The sequence below is a fragment of the Thalassobacter sp. genome (assembly GCF_982993085.1).
In genome coordinates this window covers 40686-53719 of the sequence record NZ_CEZFMW010000008.1, presented here as the reverse complement: position 1 = coordinate 53719, position 13034 = coordinate 40686, and the positions used below count along the sequence as shown (strand labels likewise).

At 54.7% G+C, this 13034-nt stretch carries 12 protein-coding genes; 11 read left to right on the top strand and 1 reads right to left on the bottom strand.

Translation table 11 applies throughout. The annotated features are described in order from the left end of the window. The 11 genes from AC4GMC_RS02760 to AC4GMC_RS02710 all read left to right on the top strand — a co-directional run. Positions 1-554: flagellar hook-basal body complex protein (locus tag AC4GMC_RS02760; protein ID WP_488047478.1), on the top strand; the 554-nt coding region annotated here is incomplete at its 5' end. 8 nt (positions 555-562) lie between these two features. Then, positions 563-1213, top strand: coding sequence for a flagellar basal body L-ring protein FlgH (locus tag AC4GMC_RS02755; protein WP_487875646.1), 651 nt, complete (start codon positions 563-565; stop codon positions 1211-1213). A 12-nt stretch (positions 1214-1225) separates the two neighbouring features. Beyond that, positions 1226-2356 (top strand): flagellar basal body P-ring protein FlgI, encoded by a 1131-nt coding sequence (locus AC4GMC_RS02750; RefSeq protein ID WP_487875647.1) that lies wholly within the window; start codon positions 1226-1228, stop codon positions 2354-2356. A 22-nt stretch (positions 2357-2378) separates the two neighbouring features. Beyond that, a complete protein-coding gene (locus tag AC4GMC_RS02745; RefSeq protein ID WP_038005451.1) occupies positions 2379-2702 on the top strand; it encodes a rod-binding protein in 324 nt (107 codons plus the stop codon). 2 nt (positions 2703-2704) lie between these two features. Next, positions 2705-6994: a flagellar hook-associated protein FlgK gene (gene flgK, locus AC4GMC_RS02740; RefSeq protein ID WP_487875648.1), complete on the top strand. Its 4290-nt coding sequence runs from the start codon at positions 2705-2707 to the stop codon at positions 6992-6994. A gap of 8 nt (positions 6995-7002) precedes the next feature. Next, positions 7003-8265 (top strand): flagellar hook-associated protein FlgL, encoded by a 1263-nt coding sequence (gene flgL / locus AC4GMC_RS02735; RefSeq protein ID WP_487875649.1) that lies wholly within the window; start codon positions 7003-7005, stop codon positions 8263-8265. 71 nt (positions 8266-8336) lie between these two features. Continuing rightward, positions 8337-9140 carry a flagellar hook-basal body protein gene (locus AC4GMC_RS02730; protein ID WP_487875650.1) on the top strand — a complete coding sequence of 268 codons (804 nt, stop codon included), beginning with the start codon at positions 8337-8339 and terminating at the stop codon, positions 9138-9140. 42 nt (positions 9141-9182) lie between these two features. Beyond that, the gene (locus AC4GMC_RS02725) at positions 9183-9860 is read left to right on the top strand and encodes a YcbK family protein (RefSeq protein ID WP_487875651.1); all 678 of its coding nucleotides are present in this window, start codon (positions 9183-9185) and stop codon (positions 9858-9860) included. An 87-nt stretch (positions 9861-9947) separates the two neighbouring features. Further along, on the top strand, positions 9948-10733 hold the full coding sequence (locus AC4GMC_RS02720; RefSeq protein WP_487875652.1) for a P-loop NTPase: 786 nt from the start codon (positions 9948-9950) through the stop codon (positions 10731-10733). A 12-nt stretch (positions 10734-10745) separates the two neighbouring features. Further along, positions 10746-11465 (top strand): sigma-70 family RNA polymerase sigma factor, encoded by a 720-nt coding sequence (locus tag AC4GMC_RS02715; protein ID WP_487875653.1) that lies wholly within the window; start codon positions 10746-10748, stop codon positions 11463-11465. A 27-nt stretch (positions 11466-11492) separates the two neighbouring features. Beyond that, complete coding sequence (locus AC4GMC_RS02710; protein ID WP_487875654.1) at positions 11493-11891, top strand: hypothetical protein; 399 nt, start codon at positions 11493-11495, stop codon at positions 11889-11891. A gap of 6 nt (positions 11892-11897) precedes the next feature. On the opposite strand, the gene AC4GMC_RS02705 is transcribed toward AC4GMC_RS02710, so the two are convergent. After that, positions 11898-13013, bottom strand: a complete 1116-nt coding sequence (locus AC4GMC_RS02705) for a sigma-54 interaction domain-containing protein (RefSeq protein WP_487875655.1) — start codon at positions 13011-13013, stop codon at positions 11898-11900. Between the last annotated feature and the right edge of the window lie 21 nt (positions 13014-13034).

Sequence of the window (13034 nt, the reverse complement as noted above, 5' to 3'; positions counted from 1 at the left end):
AAAAGCTCTATTCGCAGGGTGGGATGGTGAACACCGACAACTCGTTTGATCTGGCGATTGACGGTCAGGGGTTCTTTCAGGTGCTGATGCCGGATGGTCGCGTCGGATATACGCGGAACGGGTCGTTCTCACGCAGTGCCGAAGGGACGCTCACGACGGCCAGCGGCTATGTCGTACAGCCCGAAATTCAGATCCCCGATGATGCGCTAGAGGTGAACATATCACAGGACGGCATCGTCTCGGTCCGCTCACAGGGGCAGAGCGCACCACAGGAAATTGGCCAACTCACGCTCGCCGTTTTTGCCAATCCGCGCGGGTTGCAGCCCGTGGGCGAAAGTTTCCTCGTTGAGACCGCTGCAAGTGGCCTGCCCACTGTCGCCACACCGCAGGCACAGGGCCTCGGCAAACTGATGCAAGGTTCGCTTGAATCATCGAACGTGAACGTCGTGCAGCAATTGGTCGAGATGATCGAAACCCAGCGCGCCTACGAAGTTAGCTCCAAAGCGATTTCATCATCGGATGAGATGATGCGCTACATTTCGAACAACCTCTGAGGTCCGTGATGCGTACTTTATCCAAACTCGTTATTGCGACCTGCCTTTGTACCGTCGCCGGGTGTTCCACCTACGTGGAAGATCAGGCCTCGCGGGCGTATTACCCCGTTATGCCCGAGCCAACTGGTCGGACCAGCCCCGCCGATGGGGCGATCTATCACCCCGGTGCAACGGGCCTGTTCGCGGTCGAACAGCGCGCCTCAAAGGTGGGCGATGTCGTGACCATCGCACTGGATGAATCGTTCCAAGCCACCAAGTCCCAGTCCGCCTCTGCCGATAAATCCGAAAACATCTCAGCCCAGCTGCCTGGTTTTCTAAAGCTCACCGATCCGTCCTTTGGATCGCAGCAAACCTTTGAGGGCACTGGCGCGGCAGAGCAGTCGAATTCCTTTACCGGACTTGTAACGGTCAGCGTTGTCCGCGTGTTAGGCAACGGCAATCTCGAGGTTCTGGGCCAAAAGAAACTGACGCTGAACAACGGTGACGAATATGTCCGCGTCAGCGGGATTGTGCGTCGACGCGATATTAGTCCCGCAAATGTGGTTAACTCCAACCGGCTGGCCAATGCAGAGATCACCTACATCGGTGCCGGGGATGTCGCGGATACCTCCAAGCGCGGCCTCTTCTCCAAGGTCTTTAACGCCTTGAACCCGGTCTAGGGCTGCATCGACATGCGCACCCCATCCCTTCTTCGTCTATGCATCGTGCTCATCGCCGCACTTTGGACCAGTGTGGCCAGCGCTGATCGGATAAAGGATCTGGCCAGCGTCGCAGGCGTGCGCAGCAACCAACTGGTCGGCTATGGGCTGGTCGTTGGCCTGTCGGGCACTGGCGATGGCGATCTGGGGATCACCCTTCAATCACTACAATCCATGGTTTCGCGCTTTGGCATGGTGGCTGAACAAGATGCCCTAGACGGAGTGAACGCCGCCGCCGTTATTGTCACGGCTGACTTGCCCGCCTTCGTAAAGCCCGGGCAAGAGCTGGATGTCACTGTCTCGACCCTCGGCTCGGCCGAGTCTTTGCGCGGCGGCACGCTTTTAATGACGCCTTTGCTAGGCGTAGACGGCGAAACCTATGCAATTGCTCAGGGCAATCTCGTGGTTGGCGGGTTGGGCGTATCAGGTGAGGACGGCTCATCCCTGACCGTGAACGTGCCGACGGTTGGACGGGTCCCACAGGGGGCGACTGTCGAGCGGATGGTCGAGAACCCGTTCATCACGGGCGAATATCTTGTCCTCAACTTGCACCGAGCTGATTTCTCAACCGCTGCAAACGTAGCCGAGGCGATCAACGTCGTGTTTGGCGGTGAAACCGCAGTGCCGATTGATGCTTCATCCATCCGCGTGTTGGCTCCGACCGACCCCTCCCAAAAAGTGTCCTTCGCGAGCCTGATCGAACAGGTTGAGGTCCAGCCCGCAGCACCGCCCGCGCAGGTCATCGTCAACTCACGCACGGGCACCGTTGTTATTGGCGGCAACGTCAGCGTGACGCCCGCCGTGATAACCCACGGCAGCCTGACGGTTCGTATCCGCGAAGACGCGCAAGTCACGCCCACGTCTGAGACGATCATCAACGAAAACACCATCATCAACACGCCCGCAGCACCCATCATCACACCAGACACCGGGCTGATTGTGGACGAGCCAGAGGCCCGCGCCTTTCTCTTCGATCCCGGCGTGAACCTGAGCGACGTTGTCGATGCGATCAACGCAATCGGCGCCACGCCATCCGATCTGGTTGCGATCCTAGAGGCCCTTAAGGTCGCGGGTGCCCTGCGTGCCCAGTTGATCATTATTTAACCGCACGCCGGAGGCGACAAAAATGACAACCATCAGCGCCTCTGCCCTCAAGCTTGCGGTTGGACCAGCCGCACAAGCTGACGCCCTGCAGGCGCGCCAATCCAGCGGCCAACAACAACTGAGCGAGGTCGCAGAACAGTTTGAGGCTTTGTTCGTAAAGTCCATCCTGTCGAGCGCACGTTCCGCCCAATTGGCAGACCCCTTGCTAAACAGCGGTGGGCTGAAGACGTTTAACTCTATGCTGGACCAAGAATACGCGACCGCGCTGTCCAAGCGTGAGTCCCTCGGAATTGCGGATGCACTTGTGCGGCAGTTCGAGCATCGGGTTTCAAACGGGGACGACTGACCATGGCAAGCCTGCTGGATATCGGCCGTAGCGCAATCCATGCGCAACGAGAGGCGCTGAACGTCACCGGCCAAAACATCGCCAATGCAAACACCGAAGGGTATCGTCGCCGTGACGCGACCCTGAGCGAAGTCTCGGGCGTTCAGAGCGAGCTGACATCATTGAACGCGCAGACCGGCATGGGCGTGCGCCTAGACGACGTGCGGCGCGCCTACGACTCGTTTCTGACGGACAGCAAACGTGCGGCAGCAGGGCGTTTCGAAAGCTCAGATGCGTTTGTGACCAAGCTAGAGCGACTGGAAAACAGCATTCTGCCCAATGATGGCGATCTGGGTGTCGCGATGACCGCATTCTTTGAAACGCTTGGGCAGATCGCGGCACAGCCCGGCGATTTGGCCGCGCGGGCCGTGGCGATCGACATGGGTCACACCGTCAGCAACGCGTTCAACACGACTGCCTTGTTGTTGGGCGATCTGGCCGATGGCACCGCCAGTGAAATCGAGACGCGATTGGTCGGTGTGAATCAAAACCTTGATGCGCTCGCGAGCCTTAACGGACAGTTGCGGGCGTCAAACCTTGGCGGCTCACCACCGAACGCGCTTTTGGATGAACGCGACCGGCTGATCGACAATCTTTCAAAGATGGTTCCGCTGAGCGTCACGATAGGTGAGCGATATGAGGCCGAGCTGCGGTTAGGCACCTCTGAGGCGGGCGCGCTGATCCTCCGGGGTGAGGACAGCAAAACGTTGAGCGTCGTGAAGTCTGAGCAAGGCAGCATCATGTTCCGGATTGGATCGGGACAGATCGTGCCCCAGCTTGAAAGCGGCGCTTTGCGAGGTTTAGTCGATGCGCATGGCACGACGAACCGGGCGCTGTCAGAACTGGACACACTTGCACGGTCCTTTACCGCAAAGATGAATACCCAGCATGCGCAGGGCATCGACCTGGAAGGTCAACTGGGCAAGGAATTATTCACCACCGCAAGCTTTACCCCGCAAGCCAGCCAAACCAACCAAGGCACCGCTGAGGCCGCTATTCGCTTGGTACCTGGACGTGCGGATCAGTTGCAGCAAATGTCGATGCAGTTCAACGCGCGCACCGATCAATGGACCCTGACTGATGACACCGGCAGCGTTCTGGCCACTGGTCGCACCAAGATTGAGGCTAACGGCGCAGTTATAGACGTAACTGGTACTCCAAAAGACGGCGACAAAATCGTATTTGAGCGGGCGGCAGGCGATGCCTCTAGGATCAGTTTTCTGTTGCGCCGCCCAGAGGAAATCGCAGCCGCCTCAACGGTGGCGATCTACCCCGAAACCTCAAATTTGGGCACGGCCAAGCTTGAAACGTTGCGCGCCGCAGATGCGGGATCCGGCGTGCCTGCTTTGACGGATATGCTGGCCAACAATCTATCCCCCGTGGCCGCACAGGAATTTCTGCGCGGCGGCGTCGTGGGCAGCATTCCGCGTGGCACCACTGACATCACACTCGCAAGTCTTGCGACGCAAACCACCGCAACCGTCTCGGCCACAGAGGGCGCCGATATCGCCGCAATCACGCTGGAGCTGGACGGAGACAGCTATAGCTTTGCCCTGGACCCACAAACCGTCAGCGCAGACAATTGGCAGTCGGGCACCGAAATCGCGGAATACCTGAATATGGGTGTACTCGCGACGGCGGATGGTCAAACGATTCACGATCTGGGGCTAAGCGTGTCCGGTTTTGAAAGCGGGCTGTCATTGGCCTCAGACGGGTCGCGCGTTTTGACTGCTATGTCCGCAGTGTCCGCCGAAGGGAATACGCTGGCCACCGATGTGCAATTCGGACAAGCCGCATCCGAATTGCGCATTTTTACGCGCGAAGGCCGCCAGATCTCTGGCCCACCACTGGCCCCGAATGAGGTAGAACAGTTCATCACTACCAGCAACGGATTTAACGCCGAAGCCGAGTACCGCGCAGATTACAGCACACTCAGCAGTGGTACCGGCTACCGCGGGATGGAGATCACGCAAAGCCGCACCGGGGCCGATCCGATGCAAAGCGGGTTGAACACGTTGTCCACAAGCTTGGTCGGTTTGCGCGGCAGCAACATAGGCATGATCTCAACCGACAGCCGGGTCAACAACACCATAGAACAAACAGTCAGACTGCAAATGTCCAAGGGATATGCACGGTCCCTGACAATACCTGCCGCCGTAGACGCGGCCTATGTCGCGGAAATGGCCAACGCTGAATTCGCGGCAGTCGGTGTATCGGCCCAAGCACAAACAGCGGTTCGACTGACGCTCGAAGAACTCGGCAGTGGCGCGGTTGAGTTTGACATCACCGGGCGCAACGGTGATCCGTTGAACATAAGCGCGCAAGTGAACAATGGCGATCTGAGCGCGCTGGCCGACGCGATCAACAGCCGCAGCGATGAAACCGGCGTGCAAGCACAGCTATCTGCGACGCCCGGCGCGCTCATGTTGATCCAAGTGGACGGTTTCGACATTGGGCTTAGCAATGCGTCCACCACGGGTGTCGCCATTCAGGCTGCCTCTCTTGACCAAGACTTCAAGCCCCTTCCCCTTGATGATGGTGACCCGCCCGAAACTGCAATCGCGTTAAGCGGTGACCTGCGGATCAGTGGCACAGTTCAATTTATCAGCAGCCAAGAGTTCACGCTCAGCAGTGACCGCACAGGTGAGGTCGGGCATGTGATGACCTCAGCCACCGATCCAATGGTCGGAGGGTTGGTCCAGCGAGAGTTCAGTGCGGGTGGTACTGCGGCCGCGTTACGATACAACATTGATACGGTCCTCGACGGTGCAGGAACCAGCGCGGACGGCACACGCACACGTGCACCATCTGCACGGTTTGAAACCACATTAACCTTGGCCGACGGGACTGTCTTTGGCGCCAATGCAATCGGCGGTGCGACGCCTTCGGCCGAAATGATCGCTCTGGACACAGCATCCCAAATGCGCGCGCAGGCCCCTGTGCCCTTGTTGCTTGGCGCATCGATGCCTGCCGAAAACTTTCCTGATGTGGGCAAAAGCACCAGTTTTATGTTGGGCGACGCTGAATACACCCTGACACGTATCGCACAGACAGACCCTACGCGCGTCAGCCCCTTAGACTTTGAGGTGACTGGCCCAGAAGCAGACCGCATTTCGACATCGCTTGTCGGCGAAGACGGCGTCTATGCTCTGTCGCTATCAGTGGCTGGCGGGCATTTATCTGGGCAAGGTCTCACGCCGGTTGCCAATTCAACTGCGGCCGCGTTTGGCCTTAGCACTGTACAATCAAGCGCATCAGTGCAGGGCCGCGCCATTCCAACCGACCTGAGTGACGGCACCTATGAAATTGGCCTAACGCTTGAAGGCACCGCGCATAGCGTCACAGTCACCGCCCTGAACGGTGACCTCGACATTAACGTACCGCTCAGTCTGCAAGGCCGGCTGAGTGTAGACCTCGGGACCGATACAACGGGCGCACCCACGCTATCGCTGCGCGCCAAGCAGGCCGGGATCGGCACAATTGCCATCACCCCAAGCACCGACGCCGAAGCCCTTGGCTTCAAAGTGGCCCACGCAGATTTGCGTGTTGAAGACGGTATTCTACATGCCCATAGCACTGATGGTTCAGCCTTGGATATTGTGGCCGGCGGAACCAGCGCCGCCAGCTCATTCATTCGCCTCAGCAATATTCCTGATGAAGAATTGATTGTCATTATGGGCCGTGAAGGCGCGCGGCAGCTTGCAGGGCAGTTCGACGTTGGCCCCATATTGGCCGAAGCGGAACGCGCGCCGGAACATTTCCGCGTTGAGATGATCGATGCCGCGACGGGCCGCGTTGAACTCTTTGATCGAGAGTCTGGTGTTTCAATCGCTACGCGCACCTCCAATGGATTGGCGCGGTTCAACATTTCGGGTCAGGATATTGAGCTGTCAGGGTTTGCCGACACAGGCGATGCCTTTAACCTTTCGACGGCACAACGCTCCGCCGGAAATGCGCAAAACATGGATGTTTTGGCATCATTTGGACAACAACGGGCCGGTGAAACCAGTTTTCAGGATGAGTTCCGCACGATTGCTGCCGGGGTCGGGGCAACACTAGAGGCTGCTCGCCTGACCCGTCTTTCCAATGACGCCGTCCATGAAGCCGCCATCGCCGCAGAAAGCGAATTTAGCGGCGTAAACATGGACGAAGAAGCCGCCAAATTGATGTCACAACAACAAGCCTATCAAGCCGCCGCGCGCATCCTGCAAACCGCGCGCGAAATGTTTGATACGCTCCTGCAAATCGCCTGAGGATCGCCATGACAGTCTCCACCAAGATGTTCGCAGATCAGATGTTGAACCGCTTTTCGCAACTGAACGAAGAAATCCAGTTGCGCCAAACGCAGGTCTCAACAGGCAAGGAAATCACCCAAGCCTCAGACAAGCCTATTGAGGCCGTCAAGCTGTCAGCCATGGAAGAGCGCGTGACACAACTATCCGGGTTTCAGCGCAATGTGGCCACCGCGCAAGAGCGTTTGACCATGGCGGACACGACGCTGGAAAACGTCGATAGCATTATGATCCAAATGCGTGAGCGGGTGATTGCCGCCAATAATGATACATTCTCCGAACCCGATTTGGATGCCATTCGTGTCGAAGTGAACGAGTTGCGCGACACGTTGGTGGGTCTCGCGAACACGCGCACCCCCGATGGTCAGGCGTTGTTCGGCGGGTACAACACCGACTTGCAACCCTTTCGCGAAGAGGCTGACGGCCGCGTTACCTATCTTGGCGATGGCGGACAGCATACGCTCGCGGCTTCAGAAAGTATGAGGTTGCCCACGTCCGTCAACGGTGGGGAAGTGTTTATGCAAATCTCGACCGACGCGGGATCAAAAAGCCTGTTCGATATTGTCGACAGTTTCATCGCTTCATTGTCCACCGCTGCAACCCATGAGGACACTTTAGTCGCCACAGAACGGGAGGGGATGTCCCTGCGCATCAACGCAGATCGCACCCCACGTGAGTGGTCATTTGTGTTATCTGGGCCAGAAGGAAGCGTATCAATCACCGCCGCGAATGTCGTAGACGGATCGCATTCAGGCATCGCAGAGGCCATCAACGCGCGCACTTTTGAGACCGGCGTCACAGCGATCGTTAACGAAGGCCATTTGAAGTTAACATCCACTACCGGGGAAATCTCACTCTCGGATCTCATGGTTGAGGGGGTCGATCTTGCTTCCAAAGAGCCGCCATTCACGATCACAACGGGCGGCAACCCAGCCGCAACGATGGTGCCCAAAGCACAAACTTTGTCTGCGCAGCTGTCAAAAATTGTGGACGCTGGCCAAGACATCGCCATTTCCCGCACGACTGTCGGCGCGCGATTGCAACGTGCCGAAGTCCAAGAGGAAGTTTTGGCATCGCGGTCCGTGACCCTTCAATCACAGGTCAACGAAATGTCAGCGGCAGATCTAGAAAAGGTCATCACAGAGCTTCAATCGCTATTGATGACCCAAAACGCGGCGCGTCAGGCCTATTCGCAAATCGGGCAAACAACATTGTTCGACTATTTGAAGTGATTAACCGGCCAAGCCGTAGTTTGGCATGACATCTGCAATATTGCTCTGACCAGAATGAGAGGAATTTGCAGATGTTCGGGACAATCTTGTCAGGCATGTCCACGTCGATGTTTGAAATCTCCGTTGTATCCAACAACGTTGCAAACGCAGGCACGACCGCATTTCGCAAAAGCAACGCGAGCTTTGCGGACCTCTATAGCGGAGCTTCGCCCGAAACGGTGACACGAACCTCAACCGGTGTTGGCAGCCTTATCGAGCAGACCCGTCAAAGCGCAAAGCAAGGCAGCCTTATGGAGCGCGAAGGCGTTTTGAATATGGCTATTGCTGGAAACGGCATGTTCATCACAAATACAGCCAACCCTGATGGTACGCCTTCGGATACCCTCAACTTTACGCGCGACGGTGAATTCTCACTCGACAGAAACGGCATTTTGCGATCATCCACGAATGATCTCGTTTTTGGATATGATGGAATTGGCGGCACCGACCTAAGCCAGATGGTAGTACCCTTCCAAAACGAGGCAGGCGTGCAATTGACGGCCCTAGAGATTGACCCCGATGGTCGAATGTTGGCAACCTACGGGCCAGACGATCCGGTGCTCATTGGGCAGCTAGCGATCGCTGTATTCCCAAATTCAACGTCTATGCGACAGCTTGGGATGAATAAGTTCCAAGAAAGCCAAGATTCTGGTCAGCTTGTCTTAGGTGTTTCGGGCCAAGAAGGGTTTGGGAGCATTCAAACAGGCCTGCTCGAGGCGTCCAACGTGGATTTAACGACTGAATTGACCAGTATGATCCGCGCGCAACAACAATTCTCGGGTTCGTCCCGCATTTTGCAAGCCTACACCGACATGATCGAAAAACTGACCCGCTAGATCCGGCAAAATTTTGCAATCACTTTCGGAAGGGGCAAGACCATGACACAGCAGAGCGTTCTGACACGTAGAGCAGTATGCATCGCTGCGTTGTCTGCTCCATGTACAGGCATGGCCGCTCCCCTCTTGGACTTGACCAGCGGTGGGGGGCTTTTTTCAAAATCATCTACCTTTTCATCGCATTCCAGCGGTTCTCTCGATTTGTTTGGGAACCCCTCTTCAACAAACCGCAATTCGCTGACAAGCCAAGCTGAATTTATAGCGTCGCGACCGCTTCAGATCGCCTTTGAAAACCCAAATACCAATGAGAGTTTGGCGATATCACTGCGCACAAACGCTGGTTTAGGCACCGATCAAACCGGTCAGATCCATCGATTCTTGCGCGATTGGCGGCGTAACGAAATCAAAATATTTGACAGTAACATACTGAAAACATTTCTCGAAATATGTAATCACTTTGGACGCGGCGGCAATCCGGTCAAGGTTCGAATAACATCTGGCTATCGCTCCAAGGCGACAAATGATCAGCTTCGAAGAACCAGCCAAAACGTGGCTCGGAATTCACTACATGTGCAGGCACGAGCAATTGATTTCTCACTGCCGGACGTGCCGATGTCCGTACTGACCCGCACGGCGCGTCGGATATGCCCTGGCGGTGTAGGCCGATACCCAAATTTTGTTCATATCGATAGCGGTCCCTTGCGCCGATGGTCTGCTTAGATCCATGGCGTACCAGCATACATATTTTTCCCGCCCAATGTTGTTTGGCCTGATTCATGCATTCCTGTGTTGGCACCGGAGATTCAAATGACGACAGTAATAACAATTGCAAGCGGTAAGGGTGGGGTTGGAAAATCGTCCCTCGCCATCAACTACGCCCTAAGGCTGCAAGCCATCGCTGGGAACACATTGCTCGTCGATGCTGACTTATTAGCCGCCAACGTCCACATCCTTCTGGGCCATAAGCCTAAGAAAGATTTGATTAGCGTGTTGGATGGCGAATGCAAAATCACTGATGCGATACAGGATACCACGGGCGCGCTTTCAATTTTACCGGGACGCACGGGCGCAAGCGTTAAAGTCGAAAAAGATGGCGACCCGATCAAGGATTTGATACCTCAGCTTCGCGACACGATGGACGGTACCAAGTTTGTTGTCGTTGATGCACCGGCGGGTTCCGGGCGCTCTGTGCTCAATTCCATGGCCAATTCCGACCACGTTGTTATTGTTTTGCTCGGGCAGGCCACCAGTTTTGTTGACGCCTATGCATTAATCAAAAATGCTTATCTTGAATATCGTATTACGCAGTTCAACGTTGTGGTAAATATTGCGGACAGCAGGTCACAAGCACAGCTCGTCTTTGACAATTTCGCACGTACGGTAGCCAATTTTCTCCCCGTTTCTCTGTCCTATTGTGGTCACGTGGCACAACGGGAGGCGATCGCTCAATCTGCCGTTCGCTGTAAACCTATTGTGCAACTACCCGGAGAGCAGCGGCAAATTTCGGACTTTGATACAATGCTCAAAAATATTTTGTCGTCGCCCCGCAATAGCGCCAGAGTGGCCGATACTACGGTCAACAGCGTTAGCTGACCAACCATCCTGATGAATGGCTATACCTCTTCTCAGACCAACATAGAACAAATCGTGCGTGAGCATGAGGTGCTTGTCCGTCGTATAGCCCACCGCGTACATTCTCGTATGCGATCGATTATTGAATTCGACGATCTGCTGCAAATAGGATTGATTGGTTTGATCGAAGCCGCGCAAAGATATACCCGGCAAGAAGGTGTGTCATTTGAAAACTATGCAGTTATCCGCATACGCGGAGCAATGAACGACTTTCTACGGAAAAATTCCGTTCTCAGCCGTAAATCAATGAAGATTAATCGAGCTGTTAACGCAGCCCGTGATCGTTTAGAACAAGAGCTTGGTCGTACCCCAGAAAAATCTGAATTGGCGAATGCCGTTGCAATGTCATTGAACGAGTTCAATGAGTGGGAACAGATCCTTAATGCGAGTTACCAAAATTCGATTGAAGATGAATACGACGAACACTCAATGTGGTTTGCCGCCCAAGATGCGCCGATTGAACAGATGCTTGATGGATCGCGTCTCAAGCTGGCTTTGCTTGATGCACTAAAACAACTGCCAGATCGTGAGGCTTTGGTTCTACAACTTTATTATGTTGAGGAGCTAAATATTTATGAGATTGCCGCAGTTCTTGATGTGTCACCTGGGCGGATTTCACAAATTAAGTCAGCCGCGTTCAAACGGATGCAGCCATTGCTTCAAGAATACTTTGAAGGAGTGACTCCGGAATGAAATACTTGAATGCGGAGGATACTCGCCGTGGAACACATTGATGTTGTGCATGTAACCGTTCAATCAGCTGAAATTACACTAATCGGGCACGACACGGATCCACACCTGGTTGTGAATGGAACGCTCAAGAACGTGGCACGTGGCCATGTTGTTTTGACGCTTCAGCCCGCACAATGCAGAGCCGTAGGTATCATAGGTACGCTTGAAATTGAAGAAAATCGACCAGTAATGCAAGCCAACGTGACAGTTGGGCGTAGCCAGTTCGATACCCTTATTTCCCTACTGAGCGGCACTCCGCCAAGACCAGCATCCGTTTTATTAGCGCTACGGGAGCGTATTTTATTGACAGAAGACGGCTACCTTCAACCTGACACACTTCGTCATTGCTCAATCGTAGATATATCCTGGAGCATTCCAGTTCAATGAAACAGATCAGTCATCAACAGATGCCTCGTAACCAATACCGTATTTACGCATTTTCGCTGTAAGCGTCGTTCGCTTTAAATCCAGATGTTGAGCTGCGCGCGACACATTGTTGTCAGCCAAGTCCAAAGCAATCTCGATTGTATCTTTTTCTTGCGATGCCAAGTGATCTCTGACGGAGAAAACGGCTTTGCTTTCAAGGAACTCACGGATCGCGTCGCGTGATACTGACAATCCACCGCTTTCCTCAGACATCATCCCGCAAGGTAAAACTTGATCTGATCGTGGCAATACTTGGATTGCATTCCAAATTTGATCCTGCTCATCGACAAGCTTGATCTCACCGAACAACAACCTACGGACCCACGCGTTGTCTATGGGCTCACCACGTGATAAAACAGCTGCCCTTTGAAAGAAATTTTTCAACTCTCGTACGTTGCCTGGCCAGTCATAGCGCATCAATTCATCAAGGCCCGCTTGAGTCATTTCGGGTGCAATCAGACCAGTACCGTCGTTCTCCATTTGCTCGGCCATCTTGCTCAGCAGCTCTGGGATGTCAGACAAACGGTCTTTGAGTGGCGGCACTCGGATCTCAATTACAGATAAACGGAACATTAGATCCTCTCGAAAGAGGCCCCGTGCTGTCTTTGCCTTCAAGTCTTGATGCGTCGCACAAACAAGACGGAAGTCCACGGCAGTTTCCTTGTTGGAACCGATGCGTGAGATCGTCCGCGTCTCAAGCACGCGAAGCAATTTTGTTTGGAGGTCGAGCGGCATATCCCCAATTTCATCCAGAAAAAGCGTGCCGCCATCAGCTTCCTCAAAGCGACCAACCCTGCGGCTAGCGGCCCCAGTGAACGCGCCTTTTTCATGGCCAAACAATTCAGCCTCCAAAAGATCGCGGGGAATAGCCGCACAATTGACGCTCACCAACGCGCCATTGCGTTTTGATTTTGCGTGTACTGTTTGCGCAACGAGTTCTTTTCCGGCGCCAGTTGGCCCGCTCGTCAAAATATTGACGTTGTAGGGAGCAGCATTTTGGATATCGGCTAACATACCGGCGATTGCCGGGGATCGCCCCACAATCAAATTATCTTGATAACGCCTACTAATTGGCGGTGTCATTTTTTTACCCATTTATAAAAT

What these genes read in the sequence shown, in the direction of transcription:
- AC4GMC_RS02755 (WP_487875646.1), top strand. Translation starts at nt 563, where the DNA reads ATGCGTACTTTATCCAAACTCGTTATTGCGACCTGCCTTTGTACCGTC.
- AC4GMC_RS02750 (WP_487875647.1), top strand. Translation starts at nt 1,226, where the DNA reads ATGCGCACCCCATCCCTTCTTCGTCTATGCATCGTGCTCATCGCCGCA.
- AC4GMC_RS02745 (WP_038005451.1), top strand. Translation starts at nt 2,379, where the DNA reads ATGACAACCATCAGCGCCTCTGCCCTCAAGCTTGCGGTTGGACCAGCC.
- flgK (WP_487875648.1), top strand. Translation starts at nt 2,705, where the DNA reads ATGGCAAGCCTGCTGGATATCGGCCGTAGCGCAATCCATGCGCAACGA.
- flgL (WP_487875649.1), top strand. Translation starts at nt 7,003, where the DNA reads ATGACAGTCTCCACCAAGATGTTCGCAGATCAGATGTTGAACCGCTTT.
- AC4GMC_RS02730 (WP_487875650.1), top strand. Translation starts at nt 8,337, where the DNA reads ATGTTCGGGACAATCTTGTCAGGCATGTCCACGTCGATGTTTGAAATC.
- AC4GMC_RS02725 (WP_487875651.1), top strand. Translation starts at nt 9,183, where the DNA reads ATGACACAGCAGAGCGTTCTGACACGTAGAGCAGTATGCATCGCTGCG.
- AC4GMC_RS02720 (WP_487875652.1), top strand. Translation starts at nt 9,948, where the DNA reads ATGACGACAGTAATAACAATTGCAAGCGGTAAGGGTGGGGTTGGAAAA.
- AC4GMC_RS02715 (WP_487875653.1), top strand. Translation starts at nt 10,746, where the DNA reads ATGAATGGCTATACCTCTTCTCAGACCAACATAGAACAAATCGTGCGT.
- AC4GMC_RS02705 (WP_487875655.1), bottom strand. Translation starts at nt 13,013, where the DNA reads ATGACACCGCCAATTAGTAGGCGTTATCAAGATAATTTGATTGTGGGG.